This is a genomic window from Streptomyces sp. NPDC007875 (genome assembly GCF_042868035.1).
GTDB lineage: Bacteria > Actinomycetota > Actinomycetes > Streptomycetales > Streptomycetaceae > Streptomyces > Streptomyces antimycoticus.
The window spans coordinates 222,326-235,555 of sequence record NZ_JBIADZ010000012.1; the positions used below are offsets into that span (position 1 = coordinate 222,326).

The window sequence follows — 13,230 nt, forward strand, 5'->3', positions numbered from 1 at the left end:
CCGGGCTGTGGCGGGGCGGCCCCCCCCGCCCCGGCGGGGGGTGGCCCCACCCCCCCCGGGGGGGGGGCGCGCGGCGCCTCACTTTATTTGGGCGCCCCGCCCCCCCCCCCCGCCACGAGCGGACGGCCCTGGCCGAACTGCTGCTGGCCGGCGGCGCGGCCGACGGCGGGAACACCCAGACGCTGATCCGGAACCGTTCCGCTACGAGCCGGGTGGCAGGAGTCCGCGGGCCAGAGTGAAGGCGGCCGTAGCGGTGGACAGGAGTCCGTTGATCCTTGCGAGGATGCGAGCCGTCCTGTCGGGATCCTGCGCGTCGACGGCCGCGGCCAGGTCGTCGGCGTACTCCCGCGCCCTTACCGCCTCATCGGACGTCGCGGTGTCCGCGTCGGTGCGCAGGGCGTCGATCAGTTGCTGGTGGGGAAGAATGTCAGGCGCGTTCGCCCGGTTGCCGTAGCCGCCGTGGACCACCGAATGATGGCTGTTGACGTTCGCCACGACGAAGCCGCCCGGCCCAGTGGTGATGTGCACCCCTTCGCCTCCTGTCCAGAGGAGCTTGCTCTCGTACTCGGTCCAGCCCTTCTGCGTCACGCTGTACCTGCCGAACCGCCAACCCTCCACATCGATCAGTTTGTGCTTGAGCGGCTCGGCCAGGATGCGCATGGCGTCCGCCCGATTCCATCCCCGCTCGGCAAAGTAGTCGGTCATCGTCACGCGCCGACCCTGGTTCGCCGCCCGTTGGCAGATCTCGCGGAATGCCTGCGCCCGATACATCTCCAACTGGCCCGGGGCGACCGACGGCTCCGGCAGCCCCCGCCGATGCACGACTCCGCGGATCCATGTGAACAGTGCGTAGATCAACCAGCAGAGCAAGGCGATCACAACTAGCCACGGTGCCAACTCCATGCTCGTCACCCTCCCCCGTCGGCCCCAAGCCAATACATATTAGGACCAGTTGCCGCACTGTGACCCTGTCCTGTCCTGACCTGACCTGGCAACGGGCTTCGCGGATAAGCGTCTACCGGGGCAGGGGACGGTCGTGGACGACGTTCTTCATGACGAGGGTGGAGTTCAGACGCTGGACGCCCGGGAGTCTGGCCAGCCGCTGGTCGTAGAGCTACTGGTAGGCGGCCAGGTCGGTGGTGGCGACACGCAGCAGGTAGTCGGGGTCGCCGAAGAGCCGCTGGGCCTGGATGACGTGCGGGATGGCGGCCACGGCCTCTTCGAAGGCGGTGACGGTGTCGGCGTCCTCCCAGCGCAGGGGGGCGAGGACCAGTGCCTCGAAGTCGAGGCCGACGGCGGCCGGGTCGACGACGGCGCGGTAGCCGCGGATGGCACCCTCGCGTTCGAGGTCCCGCAAGCGGCGGTGGCAGGGCGAAACGCTCAGCCCTACTTCCCGCAGTTCATCCACCCCTCGGGCGGCTGGCCCGTCGCCGCGCAGACCGGGCTGCTCGGCACGGTCCACATGACGGCCTGCGCGCCCGTCTATCTCGCCGTCGGCGTCCTGGCCCGCACCGTGCTGAGGACCCGGCCCTCGGCGGCCCGGACGGTGACCCGTGTCTCCGGTGTCATGATGATCGCCATCGGCGGTCTTCTGCTGGGGGAACGCCTGGTCGGCTGATGAACCCGCCCCGCCCGTACGCACCGCCTAGCCACTGGCGCTGTCCGCGATCGCGCTGGTGGCACGGTCCGCCAGTTGGAGGTGGACCGCCGAGCTGATCGCCACCATGCTCGGCAGCGGCGCCGTCGTTCTGCGCGACGGACGCCTCCAGGCCGCCGCGGAACACGCCTCCGTCCCGGCGGAAGCGCTCCGGGTGCCGTACCCCCGGGCATGGCCGGCAACGCGACCGCGCTGACCCGCGGCCGGATCGGCGATCGAGGCGGTGAGCCCGTCACGCTCCTGGCCCACAGGAGAGCCATCACGTCCTCCCCGGGCGGCTGACCCTCGCTGTGGAGGCCGGGCCCGTCAGTGTGTGTGGCGGCGGACCGCGTCGAGGAGCTGGTCGATGTCGTCGGCGCGGTGGGTGAAGGAGGTGACGAAGCGGACCGTCCCCGGCTCCCAGCGGTCGTGGTGGAAGACGTAGCCCTCCGCGAGGAGTCCTTCGGTGACGTGCTGGGGCAGGCGGCAGAAGAGGATGTTGGCCTGGGGGATGGCCACAAGAGCGATGTCGGAGATGGCCTTGAGGCCGTCGCCGAGCCGGGTGGCCATCGCGTTGGCTTGGCGGGCGTTGTGCAACCAGAGGTCGTCGGTGAGGTAGGCGTCGATCTGGGCGGCGTGGAAGCGCATCTTGGAGGCGAGCTGGCCGGCGCGCTTGGCGCGGAAGCCGAGCTCGGCGGCGAGTTCGGGGGCGAAGGAGACGATGGCGTCGGCGGTCATCGCACCGTTCTTGGTGGCGCCGAAGGACAGCACGTCGATACCGGCCTTCCAGGTCATCTCGGCCGGGGTGGTGCCGAGGTGGTCCAGGGCGTTGGCGAAGCGCGCACCGTCCATGTGGACACGCAGCCCGGCATCCTTGGCGACGGCGGACAGGCGACGGATCTCCTCCACGGTGTAGACGCTGCCGAGCTCGGTGGCCTGGCTGATGCTCACCGCGGATGGCTGCACACTGTGCACGTCACCGGCCCGGCGGCGCACGGCTGCCTGCAACGCATCGGGGTCGATCTTGCTGTCGGGGCCCGGGACGCCGACGAGCTTGGCACCGCCCGTGAAGAATTCCGGAGCGCCGCATTCGTCGGTGTTGATGTGGCTGTCGGGGTGGGACAGCACACTGCCCCACGGCGGAGTGAGGGCGGCCAGGCTCAGGCCGTTGGCGGCGGACCCGGTGGAGACCATGAAGACATCGACGTCCCGCTCGAAGATCTCGCTCAGCCTGCGGCGGGCGCTGTCGGTGAAGGGGTCGTTGCCGTACGGCAGGACCTGCCCGGCAGCCGCGTCGGCGACGGCCTGGACTATCTCCGGGGATGCTCCGGCCATGTTGTCGCTGATGAAGGCGCGGCTGGCGGGGGTGGTGGCGATGGTGGTGCTCATGAGTGGGTTTTCCTTGGTGTCAGGTTCCGATGGGGCTGGCGAAGACGACGGTGAAGTCCGCTTCTCGCGGTCCTCCTGAGCGAGGCCACCCGCATGCATGCCACCTGTGACCGGGGGCTCGGCACCGGACCGAACAGACCGAAGGCGCATACGCGGTCGCCGCGGCGAACCGAACAGGTCACAGGGTGATGGTGCCGCGGATGTAGCTGGTGGCGGCGCCGCCGACCCATACGGTGCCGTCCTTGTCGGCAACGATCTCGATGGTCCCGGCCCGGCCCAGGCGCGCGCCCTGGGAGACTCGGTAGGCGGGGGGCACCGCACCGGTGGCGGTGAGCCACTGCCCCACCGAGGCGTTCATGCTGCCGCACACGGGATCCTCGGCCACGCCGACGCCGGGAGCGAAGGTGCGCAGTTCGAAGTCGTGCTCGGATCCCTCGGGGTGGGCACCGATCGCGCCGACCATCGCGTCCGGGATGAGGGACAGGTCGGGTTCGAGAGCGAGCACCTCCTCGGCCGTGGGCATCTGGACCACGGCCCAGCCGGGTCCGTTGTCGACCCACTGGTGGCCGATGACACGATCCCGCTCGATGCCGAACGCGGCGACGATCCGGTTCAGGTACGCGTCGTCGAGCGCGCCCTCGCGGACAAGCGGCGGGGCGGCGAACGACACGATGCCTTCACCGCGGCGCACGGTGACCAGGCCGGCGCCGCACTCCTGCACGATGCGGTCCACGTGCCGAGGCGCGCCCCCGTTGTCCAGCCACGCGCGCGCGGAGCCGAGCGTGGGATGCCCGGCGAACGGCAGCTCGCCTCCAGGGGTGAAGATCCGCAGCCGGTAGTCCGCCTCCGGCGTGGTCGGGGGCAGGACGAATGTGGTCTCGGACAGATTCGTCCAGCGCGCCAGGCGCTCCATCTCCTCGTCGGTCATCTCCGTCCCATCGAGGACGACGGCGACCGGGTTGCCGAGACAGGGGGTCGTGGAGAACACGTCGACCTGCATGAACGAGCGTGCGCGAGGCGTAGTCATCAAGGGCCTTTCACAGTGGCGGAAGCGGGGGGAAGCGGTCTTCGGGCTTCCCGCGTGTCCATGGAAGCTTCATCCCAGCGGCTGCCCGCCCGGTGGAAAACAGCCAGTCACGACAGGGTGGACTGTATTGCTGGGGCTGGGAGAGAGCGAGGGCAGGATCCCGCGAGACGGCGCCGCATCCCGTGCCGACGCTCACGCCCGCCCCGACACCCCCACGTGCCGTGATCGCGTCCGAATGCCGTTGGCCACCCGGGCAAACGCCGCGCGGGGCACGATCATCTTATCGAGTTAATGCAGACGGCTCTCCGAGGCCGAGTGGGTGCACCCGCCGCTACTGTTCCCCGGGTCTGGACGGATTCCCGGATGTTTGCCCCCTCCTTTCCTCTTTGCCGGTGACGCGCAGGCACGCCAGCCATCGCCCTCACGAAGGAGAGCTCGCCCGATGACTGTTGGTACCAGCTCGGAAGCACCTCTGGAGCCGACTCGGCAGTCCAGCCTGAGCACGGCGGCCGCCCGCAATCTCGCCACCACGACCAAGTCCGCCCCGCAGATGCAGGGGATCACCTCGCGCTGGCTGCTGCGGACGCTCCCCTGGGTGGAGGTCAAGGGCGGCACCTACCGGGTGAACCGCCGGCTGAGCTACACCGTCGGCGACGGGCGCATCGACTTCGTTCAGGACGGTGCCGACGTCCGGGTGATCCCCCGCGAACTCGGCGAACTGGCCCTGCTGCGTGGTTTCGAGGACGTGGAGGTGCTGACCGCCATCGCCGACCGGTGCGTCCAGCGCCACTTCCGTGCGGGCGAAACGCTGGTGGAGCGCGGTGGACCCGCCGAGCGGTTCCACCTGATCGCCCACGGCCGCGTCAGCCAGACCTCCGTCGGTCCGTACGGCGACGAGACCGCCGTTGCCGTACTGGCCGATGGCGACCGCTTTGGTGAGGGCGCTCTGCTGAACGAGGATGCCCGGTGGGACTACACCGCCACCGCTGAGACCTCCGGCACCCTGCTCACCCTGTCCCGCGCCGACTTCGCCACCGTGCTGTCCACGGCGCCGAGCCTCCAGGCTCACCTCCGGGAGTTCAGTTCACTCCGCGGCCACGCGCAGAACCATCGCGGCGAGGCCGAGATCGCCATGGCGGCCGGCCACACCGGCGAACCCGCGCTGCCCGGCACGTTCGTCGACTACGAACTGAAGCCGCGCGAGTACGAACTCTCCGTCGCACAGACCATTCTGCGGATCCACACGCGGGTCGCCGACCTCTACAACGAGCCGATGGACCAGACCGAGGAGCAGCTCAGGCTCACCGTCGAGGCGCTGCGTGAGCGCCAGGAGCACGAACTGGTCAACAACCGGGAGTTCGGTCTGCTCCACAACGCCGACTTCAAGCAGCGCATCCAGCCCCACTCAGGCCCGCCCACCCCGGATGACCTCGACGAGCTGCTCTGCCGCCGCCGCGGCTCCAAGTTCTTCCTCGCTCACCCCAGGACGATCGCGGCGATCGGGCGGGAGTTCAACTCCCGCGGGCTCTACCCGACCCACGTCGACCTCGGCGGGCAGCAGGTCCCGGCCTGGCGCGGCGTCCCGATCCTGCCCTGCAACAAGATCCCCATCACGAAGGAGAACACCAGCTCGGTCCTCGTCATGCGCACCGGGGAGGACAACCAGGGCGTCATCGGTCTGCGCCGGACCGGTCTGCCGGAGGAGTACGAACCGGGGCTGTCGGTGCGCTTCATGGGCATCGACGAAAAGGCGATCATCTCCTACCTCGTCACTACGTACTACTCCGCCGCCATCCTGGTGCCGGATGCGCTCGGTGTGTTGGAGAACGTGCAGATCGCCCGCAGCCACGACTAGGCCCTGCCCTGCCCGACGGCTACGAGAGCCCGGCCCTCCGAGCCGGCCGAGCATGCCCGAGATCCGGGACAAACACCCACCCCATCGAGGAGCTATGGATGCCCGCGCCTGAGCCTTCCCCTCCGCAGCCGAGCCCGCCCGCGGCCGCTTCCCCCTCCGGAGCGTTTGTCCTCGCCGAGGCCGCCGCCCGCGCCCGCGACATCAGGACCGCCTTCGGCGGCGGCAGATACCCCGCGCCGTCCTTGCCCACGCCGCCTCCCGCCGACGTTCCTGCCACCGACGCCCGTCCCGCCGACGTTCCTGCCACCGACGCCCGTCCCGTCGACGTTCCTGCCGCCGAGGTGCGGACGGCGGGCGCCGGCCTGGGTCGGATCCTGCGTGGCCCCAGTGGCCTGGGCACGGTGGGCCTGCATCTGGCCCGGTGCGAGGGCACCTCGGCGCCGGTGGAGCCGGTGGAGCCGCCGACGGCTCCGGCGGAAGGCACCCCGGTCCCGGGCCTGTACCACCATCCGGTGCCGGAGCCCGACCCGGTGCGGGTGGAGGAGGTCAGCCGCAGGATCAAGACCTGGGCGCTGGACGAGGTCGATCTGTACCCGGAGGACTGGGAGGACCAGTTCGACGGCTTCTCCGTGGGGCGCTATATGGTCGCCTGCCATCCGGACGCTCCCACCGTCGACCACCTGATGCTCGCCACGCGCCTGATGGTCGCCGAGAACGCGGTGGACGACTGCTACTGCGAGGACCACGGAGGATCGCCCATCGGCCTCGGCGGCCGCCTGCTGCTGGCGCACACCGCCCTCGACCCCTTGTACACGACGAGGGAGTACCAGCCGCGGTGGGCGGAGTCGCTCCATTCGGACGCGCCCCGGCGCGCGTACCGCTCCGCCATGGAGTACTTCGTCCAAGCGGCCAGCGCCTCCCAGGCGGACCGGTACCGGCACGACATGGCCCGTCTGCACATGGGGTACCTCGCCGAGGCAGCCTGGGCCCAGACGGACCACGTCCCCGAGGTGTGGGAATACCTGGCGATGCGCCAGTTCAACAACTTCCGCCCCTGCCCCACCATTACGGACACCGTCGGCGGCTACGAGCTGCCGGCGGACCTGCACGCCACGCCCGCCATGCAGCGCGTCATCGCGCTCGCCGGGAACGCCACCACCATCGTGAACGACCTGTACTCGTACACCAAGGAACTCGCCTCCCCCGGGCATCACCTGAACCTGCCCGTGGTGATCGCCGAACGTGAGGGCATCTCCGACCGCGAGGCCTATCTGAAGTCGGTCGAGGTCCACAACGATCTCATGCACGACTTCGAAGCCGCAGCCGCGGACCTGGCCGCCGCCTGCCCCGTCCCGAGCGCGCAGCGCTTTCTGCGGGGCGTGGCCGCGTGGGTCGACGGCAACCACTACTGGCACCGGACCAACACCTATCGCTACAGCCTGCCCGACTTCTGGTAAGAAGAATGGACTTATCTGTGACCAGCACCGATCTCACCACCGACGCCGCCATCTCCACCAGCGGCGCCTCGGTGTTCATCCCCGCCCCGGTGACGCCCTACCAGGGGGACATCGCCCGCTACTGGGACCGCGAGGCCAGGCCGGTGAACCTGCGTCTCGGCGATGTCGACGGCCTTTACCACCACCACTACGGAATCGGCGCGGTCGACCGCACCGCCCTCGGCGAGACCGACGACAATGCGTACGAGAAGAAGCTGATCGCCGAACTGCACCGCCTGGAATCGGCACAGGCCGAACTGCTCCTGGACCACATCGGCCCCACGGAGCGCGACGACACGCTCGTGGACGCCGGCTGTGGCCGCGGCGGCTCGATGGTCATGGCCCACCAGCGCTTCGGGTGCAGGGTCGAGGGCGTCACGCTGTCGGCCAAGCAGGCGGACTTCGCCAACCAGCGTGCCCGCGAGCTCGGCATCGAGGACCACGTCCACGCCCGCGTCTGCAACATGCTCGGTACGCCCTTCGAGACCGGGCAGATCGCGGCCTCATGGAACAACGAGTCGAGCATGTACGTCGACCTGCACGACCTCTTCGCCGAACACTCCCGCATCCTCGAGGTCGGCGGTCGCTACGTGACCATCACCGGCTGCTGGAACCCCCGTTACGGCCAGCCCTCGAAGTGGGTCTCCCAGATCAACGCGCACTTCGAGTGCAACATCCACTCCCGCCGGGAGTATCTGCGCGCCATGGCCGACAATCGCCTCGTACCGCAGGCCGTCATCGACCTCACCGCCGCGACCCTGCCGTACTGGGAGCTGCGGGCCACGTCCTCGCTGGTCACCGGCATTGAGGAAGCGTTCATCAACTCCTACAAGGACGGCTCCTTCCAGTACCTCCTGATCGCGGCCGACCGCATCTGACCGCTTCTTGGCACGTCGCCCCGTCGCCATATGGTGGCGGGGCGAAGCGCTGTCAACCGGCTCTCGGCCTGTCTACGTACACTGACGGGCATGGCATGCCGCATCAGTGAACTGGTCCTCGAATGCGCCGACGCCGAGCGGCTCGCCGCATTCTGGAGCGAGGTCCTCGGCTACGTGGAGCTCGGCCGGGAAGACGACGGAAGCATCGAGATCGGGCCGCCCGACACCGGTTTCGGCGGTCTGCAGCCCACCCTCGTCCTCAGCCCCAACAGCGACCCGCGGACCGGGAAGCTCCCCCTGCACATCGACGTCAACGCCACCGACCGCGACCAGGACGCCGAGTTGGAGCGGCTGCTCGCTCTCGGCGCCACGCCCGCCGACGTCGGCCAGACCGGCACCGAGAACTGGCACGTCCTGGCCGACCCTGAAGGCAACGTGTTCTGCCTCCTGCACGCCCGGCTCCAGCACCTCTGACCAGGGGCGGATGCGGCCACCCTGAGTGCCCTCGGCCGGTGTCTCACGGGGCCTGCTCGTGGCCGGTCATCATGTTGATCAGGCTGTGGGGTGCGCCTGCTCCGTAGAACATCTCGTGGACCTGGGTTCCTTCGGTGGCGGCCGCGGCGCTGCGGGGGAACATGGCCTGCTCGTACGCGGTGAGCGCGGCCTCGACGTCTTCGGGGTGCCCGGCGAGGGCCTTGCCCAGTTCGGCGCCGTCGTACATGGCCAGGTTGGCGCCCTCGCCGTTCGGGAGCGAGAGGTGGGCGGCGTCGCCGAGCAGGGTCACCCCCGGCTCCCGCTCCCACCGGTGCTCGATGGGCAGGGCGTAGAGGGGCCGCAGGACCGGTGCGGTGTCACCGTCTGCGATCAGCGCGGTGAGTTCCGGTGCCCAGCCGTCGAATTCCTGCGCGATCCGTACGGTGGCCGCGGCGGAATCGGTGAAGTCGATGTTCGCGAACCAGTCCCGCGGCCGGGCGAGCATCACGTAGGCGTGCAGGGTGCCGGCCCTCTCCCGGTGAGCCAGGAATCCCTTGCCCGGCGCGAGCGCGAACAGCGACCCGCTGCCGACCGCTTTCGCGCCGGCCGGATGCCGGGTGTCGGCGTCGAACAGATAGGTTTCGACGAACGACATGCCGATGTACTCGGGTGCCGCAGGAGAAAGCAGTGGCCGGACTCGGGACCACGCGCCGTCGGCGCCGACCAGCAGGCCGGTGGTGACGGTGGTGCCGTCGGCGAAGGTCACCTCGTGGCGGCCCTCGCCGAGGGCACGGGTACCGCTGACCTTGTGGCCCCACCGGACGGTGCCGGCCGGGAGCGAGTCGAGGAGCATCTGCCGCAGCTCGCCGCGCAGCACCTCGGGGTTGCTCCCCGTACCGTCGTCGGTCTTGTCGAACAGGACGGTCCCGGCCAGGTCGAGAACCCGTATCGCCTGGCGGCCCCCCAGGACGAGACGACGGAACTCGTTCATCAGCCCGGCCGCCCGCAAAGCGGACTGTCCGCTGTCCTCGTGGATGTCGAGCATCCCGCCCTGCGCACGCGCCATCGGAGAGACCTCCGCCTCGTAGACCGTGGCCGGGATGCCGTGGACGTGCAGGACGCGGGCGAGCGTCAGGCCGCCGAGTCCGGCACCGATGATCGTGACGTCAGTGGTCATGGTGGTTCCTTGCTGTCGGACACCTGCCGAATGGGCATCCGGCAGGATCTCTTGAAAGGTTCCGGACCCCGCCGACACACCACCTACAACGGGTCCGACAGCCACCGACACGCGACCGACACCATCCGCATCGCCGCGGCTCCCGCTCGACGACTGGCGGAACGCCTCGAACACTCCCTCGCCGAGCAGCGAGATGTCCCGCACCTCAGCTCCTCACACCCGACGCCGCCGTCACCCCTGACGAACGTAATCTGCGCATATGGGTGATGTTCGGTGCGGCTGGTGCGATGCGCCGCTACCGAATCAGGCCGACCGCAACCGGCGGTATTGCAGCCCGGCCCACCGGCAGGCGGCCTGACGAGCACGGTCCCGATGGCCGGCGGCGGCCGAGACGCGGCAGGCGATGGTGCTCGCGGGCGCGGATCTGCTGGACCGGGTTCAGGCGGCAGCGCAGCAGGCGGGTGAGCTGTCCCCGGCGCGGGAAGCCGCGGTGGGCTGTCACTGTGCCGCGGTGGCGGAGGTTCCCGGGCTGACCGAGCAGTTGGTGCGGTATGCGGTGCTGGCCGATCGGCAGGCCGGCGTCGGCTGGGCGCGGATCGGCGCCACCTTCGGGATCAGCGCCGAGGCGGCCAGGCGCCGCTTCGGGCGTGTGCGGCAGGTCGCGGAGGAGGGGCAGGGGACGCGGGACGATGCCACGCCTGCCGCCGGCTCCGGTATGGAGCTGCTGGATGCGTTTCTGTGCACGGCGGTGCGGGAAGCAGGCGCGTCCGCCGGCCTGGTGTACCTGCTGCCGCCGGACGGGCAGGTGCTGCGGCTGGCCATGGTGACCGGGATGCCACCGAAGATCGCCGAGCTCTGGGAACGGTTGCCGCTTCCACCTTCGGGCCCGGTGGCGGACGCGGTACGTGAGCGGCGCCTGGTGTGGCTCGCCAGCCAGGCAGAGCTGGTGCGCCGCTACCCGAGGGCAGCGCTGGTATGGCCCTATCCGGTAGCGCTGGCCGCCGCACCGGTCACATCCGGCACCACGGCTTGGGGCGGACTGGTGCTGATGTGGCCCGGTCCGCACCGGCCGCAGCTGAGCGCGCATGAGCGCGCCGTGATCGGCTCCACCTGCGACCGGGTGGGGGCGTTCCTGCGGCATGCCGCCGCGGACAGGCACCCGATAGCACCCGAAGAGCCGCACGTGGCGGCCCCGCCGCGAGCCTGGGCCGCCGCGCCGGTCCAGGCACAGGCCGCGGTGGACTTCGCCGACCGCCTCTCGGAAGGCTGTTGCGCCTTGGACGTGGCGGGCTCGCCGAGCACGACACCGCCTGCCTTTGTCCGATGGGCCTGCGCTCGGCCGCACGGCGGTCGAGGCTTCGGGCGCGCCTTCAGGGTCGCGCTCGAGTGCGGTGCGGTGGGACGAGACGGTCGCCGGACACGAGCGTGCCGGCCTGCTTGATCTGCTGCAGCAAAGGTGAGACCTCCATGCTCTGGAGGCCGGACAGCGACCCGATGCGGTCCGAGGTGTACTCGAACAGTTCGTCGAGGTCACGGCAGTGCGCGACGGCCTGGAGATTGTAGGGCCCGGAGACGGCCGCGGCGAAGGCTATGTGGGGTTCCTGCGCGAGTGTGCGTCCGATGTCCTTGACCGCCGTCGGGTGCGCGCGGAGCCAAAGGTTCGCCCGGGCGTGATAGCCCAGTGCGGCCGGGGCGATCTCGACATCGATGTGGACGACCCGGCGCCGGAGCAAGGCTTGAAGACGGCGTGATGCGCGCCCGGGTGTGAGGTTCGCCGCTGCGCCGAGATCGACGAGGCCGACGCGACCGTCCGCGGCGAGGAGGTCGAGCATCTTCTCGTCCTCGGGGCCGAGCTGCACGGGAACGCGAGGGACAACCGGGGATTCCGTAAAGGGGGCGCCATCGCTCCCGAGCATCGACTCCTGCTGTGGAGTCAGCGTGCCGCGTAGCGCGGCCCAATAGTGGCCGCGGCCTCCGACAAACTGACGCAGTATCGCGGACGCGTTGATGTCGATGACAGCCGCGGTGCGCGGAAGTCGCCGACCGAGGAGGTCCTCGCGCTGTTCCCGCGTCCGCGACCGGACCGCGCAGGTGATCTCGGAGCCCGCGGCTCCGAGGGCCACCCAGCTGACATCGTCGCGCTTCGCGAGCGCGTCGGCGATCGCCGTAACGCTGCCGGGACGGCACCGCAGTCGCACCAGCCATCTGCTCTGTCCCAGCGCCCCCGGATCGAGGACACCGGCTACGCGGATGACGCCATCGGCGAGCAACCGGCGATAGCGGCGGCCGACGGCCCCCTCCGAGAGGCCGAGCACCGCCGCGATCGAGGCGAACGAGGCCCGCGGAGCCACCTGGAGTGCGCGAATGACACGCACATCATCGGGCTGCACAGTGGCGGATTCGGCCATCAGCACTCCCTTCATGAGGGCAATCGTACAAATCCGCGCCCCGGACGTGCCCCGAATGCGATGGAGCGGCAAGGATTGCAGCGCATCAGGGGTGCCGCTCATGGCGGTCGGCACTCCGAAACTCGAAACAAGGAAATAAGGGGATGACGCGGAATGTCGTCAACGGACGCGGACCGGCACCCGCCAACCGCTCTCATCGTCGGGGCGTCGCGCGGTCTCGGACACGCGATGGCGGCCGAACTCTTCGACAGGGGATGGAACGTCATCGGCACGGTCCGAGACGCAACCGCTCGCACCCTCCTGCACGATCTCGCGGACCGCTCCGACGGGCGCGTCCGCGTCGAGCATCTCGACATCAACGAGCCCACACAGTTGGCGCCCCTCCACGAGCGTCTCGCCCATCGCACACTCGACGTGCTCTTCGTCAACGCAGGGACCACGAACAACGAGCCGACGCCGATCGGTGCCGTTCCGACAGCCGACTTCATAGAAGTGATGGTCACCAACGCGCTCAGCCCGATGCGCGTCATCGAATCACTCGAAGACCTCGTTTCTCCGACCGGACTCATCGGGGCGATGTCCTCCGGGCAAGGCAGCATCACGAACAACACGACCGCATCGCGCGAGGTCTATCGGGGCAGCAAGGCAGCCCTGAACATGTTCATGCGCGGCTTCTCGGTCCGGCAGGTCCAGCAGCACGAAACCGAGCGCGCATTCGTCCTCATGGCGCCTGGCTGGGTCAGCACCACCCTGGGGGGACCAGACGCGCCACTCACCATCGGCGAGAGCATCCCGCGGGTGGTGGACGTTCTCCTGTCGAGGCTGGGGAAGCCTGGTCTCGCGTATCTGGATCGCTTCGGCCAGACCGTCCCATGGTGAACCCCACCCCG

At 69.7% G+C, this 13,230-nt stretch carries 13 protein-coding genes and 1 pseudogene; 7 read left to right on the forward strand and 7 right to left on the reverse strand.

What is annotated here, in order from left to right:
* Nucleotides 1-201 precede the first annotated feature (201 nt).
* Nucleotides 202-903 (reverse strand): hypothetical protein, encoded by a 702-nt coding sequence (locus ACFYOY_RS25510; RefSeq protein WP_351888495.1) that lies wholly within the window; start codon nt 901-903, stop codon nt 202-204.
* Nucleotides 904-1,015: 112 nt separating this feature from the next.
* Nucleotides 1,016-1,438 (reverse strand): annotated as a pseudogene (locus ACFYOY_RS25515) (Lrp/AsnC family transcriptional regulator).
* On the opposite strand from ACFYOY_RS25515, the gene ACFYOY_RS25520 reads away from it, so the two are divergent.
* Nucleotides 1,364-1,618: a hypothetical protein gene (locus ACFYOY_RS25520; RefSeq protein ID WP_351888719.1), complete on the forward strand. Its 255-nt coding sequence runs from the start codon at nt 1,364-1,366 to the stop codon at nt 1,616-1,618. The pseudogene ACFYOY_RS25515 and the gene ACFYOY_RS25520 overlap by 75 nt on opposite strands.
* A gap of 27 nt (nt 1,619-1,645) precedes the next feature.
* On the opposite strand, the gene ACFYOY_RS25525 is transcribed toward ACFYOY_RS25520, so the two are convergent.
* The 3 genes from ACFYOY_RS25525 to ACFYOY_RS25535 form a co-directional block, all read right to left on the reverse strand.
* Nucleotides 1,646-1,906 carry a hypothetical protein gene (locus ACFYOY_RS25525; RefSeq protein ID WP_351888498.1) on the reverse strand — a complete coding sequence of 87 codons (261 nt, stop codon included), beginning with the start codon at nt 1,904-1,906 and terminating at the stop codon, nt 1,646-1,648.
* A gap of 57 nt (nt 1,907-1,963) precedes the next feature.
* The gene (locus tag ACFYOY_RS25530) at nt 1,964-3,025 is read right to left on the reverse strand and encodes a low specificity L-threonine aldolase (RefSeq protein WP_351888501.1); all 1,062 of its coding nucleotides are present in this window, start codon (nt 3,023-3,025) and stop codon (nt 1,964-1,966) included.
* A gap of 178 nt (nt 3,026-3,203) precedes the next feature.
* Nucleotides 3,204-4,025: a PhzF family phenazine biosynthesis protein gene (locus ACFYOY_RS25535; protein WP_388589779.1), complete on the reverse strand. Its 822-nt coding sequence runs from the start codon at nt 4,023-4,025 to the stop codon at nt 3,204-3,206.
* A gap of 469 nt (nt 4,026-4,494) precedes the next feature.
* On the opposite strand from ACFYOY_RS25535, the gene ACFYOY_RS25540 reads away from it, so the two are divergent.
* The 4 genes from ACFYOY_RS25540 to ACFYOY_RS25555 all read left to right on the forward strand — a co-directional run bounded on the left by ACFYOY_RS25540 (nt 4,495) and on the right by ACFYOY_RS25555 (nt 8,755).
* Nucleotides 4,495-5,907, forward strand: coding sequence for a family 2B encapsulin nanocompartment shell protein (locus tag ACFYOY_RS25540; RefSeq protein WP_388589782.1), 1,413 nt, complete (start codon nt 4,495-4,497; stop codon nt 5,905-5,907).
* A gap of 98 nt (nt 5,908-6,005) precedes the next feature.
* Nucleotides 6,006-7,364: a family 2 encapsulin nanocompartment cargo protein terpene cyclase gene (locus tag ACFYOY_RS25545; protein ID WP_388589784.1), complete on the forward strand. Its 1,359-nt coding sequence runs from the start codon at nt 6,006-6,008 to the stop codon at nt 7,362-7,364.
* Between the two features lie 17 nt (nt 7,365-7,381).
* Nucleotides 7,382-8,281, forward strand: a complete 900-nt coding sequence (locus tag ACFYOY_RS25550; protein ID WP_388589786.1) for a geranyl diphosphate 2-C-methyltransferase — start codon at nt 7,382-7,384, stop codon at nt 8,279-8,281.
* Between the two features lie 90 nt (nt 8,282-8,371).
* Nucleotides 8,372-8,755 carry a VOC family protein gene (locus ACFYOY_RS25555; RefSeq protein ID WP_351888515.1) on the forward strand — a complete coding sequence of 128 codons (384 nt, stop codon included), beginning with the start codon at nt 8,372-8,374 and terminating at the stop codon, nt 8,753-8,755.
* Between the two features lie 43 nt (nt 8,756-8,798).
* Here the strand turns inward: ACFYOY_RS25555 and ACFYOY_RS25560 are convergent, their stop codons facing one another.
* Nucleotides 8,799-9,932, reverse strand: coding sequence for an NAD(P)/FAD-dependent oxidoreductase (locus tag ACFYOY_RS25560; RefSeq protein ID WP_351888518.1), 1,134 nt, complete (start codon nt 9,930-9,932; stop codon nt 8,799-8,801).
* Nucleotides 9,933-10,335: 403 nt separating this feature from the next.
* On the opposite strand from ACFYOY_RS25560, the gene ACFYOY_RS25565 reads away from it, so the two are divergent.
* The gene (locus ACFYOY_RS25565) at nt 10,336-11,373 is read left to right on the forward strand and encodes a GAF domain-containing protein (RefSeq protein WP_388589789.1); all 1,038 of its coding nucleotides are present in this window, start codon (nt 10,336-10,338) and stop codon (nt 11,371-11,373) included.
* On the opposite strand, the gene ACFYOY_RS25570 is transcribed toward ACFYOY_RS25565, so the two are convergent.
* Nucleotides 11,303-12,355 (reverse strand): Lrp/AsnC family transcriptional regulator, encoded by a 1,053-nt coding sequence (locus tag ACFYOY_RS25570; protein WP_388589792.1) that lies wholly within the window; start codon nt 12,353-12,355, stop codon nt 11,303-11,305. The two genes, ACFYOY_RS25565 and ACFYOY_RS25570, sit on opposite strands and share 71 nt — an antisense overlap.
* Nucleotides 12,356-12,493: 138 nt before the next feature.
* Here ACFYOY_RS25570 and ACFYOY_RS25575 point away from each other — a divergent pair, with 138 nt between their 5' ends.
* Complete coding sequence (locus ACFYOY_RS25575) at nt 12,494-13,219, forward strand: SDR family NAD(P)-dependent oxidoreductase (RefSeq protein ID WP_388589794.1); 726 nt, start codon at nt 12,494-12,496, stop codon at nt 13,217-13,219.
* Nucleotides 13,220-13,230: the final 11 nt, after the last annotated feature.

Coding starts and splice junctions, on each gene's coding strand:
- ACFYOY_RS25540 (WP_388589782.1), top strand. CDS start 4,495: ATGACTGTTGGTACCAGCTCGGAAGCACCTCTGGAGCCGACTCGGCAG.
- ACFYOY_RS25575 (WP_388589794.1), top strand. CDS start 12,494: ATGTCGTCAACGGACGCGGACCGGCACCCGCCAACCGCTCTCATCGTC.
- ACFYOY_RS25510 (WP_351888495.1), bottom strand. CDS start 903: ATGGAGTTGGCACCGTGGCTAGTTGTGATCGCCTTGCTCTGCTGGTTG.
- ACFYOY_RS25535 (WP_388589779.1), bottom strand. CDS start 4,025: ATGCAGGTCGACGTGTTCTCCACGACCCCCTGTCTCGGCAACCCGGTC.
- ACFYOY_RS25565 (WP_388589789.1), top strand. CDS start 10,336: ATGGTGCTCGCGGGCGCGGATCTGCTGGACCGGGTTCAGGCGGCAGCG.
- ACFYOY_RS25545 (WP_388589784.1), top strand. CDS start 6,006: ATGCCCGCGCCTGAGCCTTCCCCTCCGCAGCCGAGCCCGCCCGCGGCC.
- ACFYOY_RS25555 (WP_351888515.1), top strand. CDS start 8,372: ATGGCATGCCGCATCAGTGAACTGGTCCTCGAATGCGCCGACGCCGAG.
- ACFYOY_RS25570 (WP_388589792.1), bottom strand. CDS start 12,355: ATGAAGGGAGTGCTGATGGCCGAATCCGCCACTGTGCAGCCCGATGAT.
- ACFYOY_RS25530 (WP_351888501.1), bottom strand. CDS start 3,025: ATGAGCACCACCATCGCCACCACCCCCGCCAGCCGCGCCTTCATCAGC.
- ACFYOY_RS25560 (WP_351888518.1), bottom strand. CDS start 9,932: ATGACCACTGACGTCACGATCATCGGTGCCGGACTCGGCGGCCTGACG.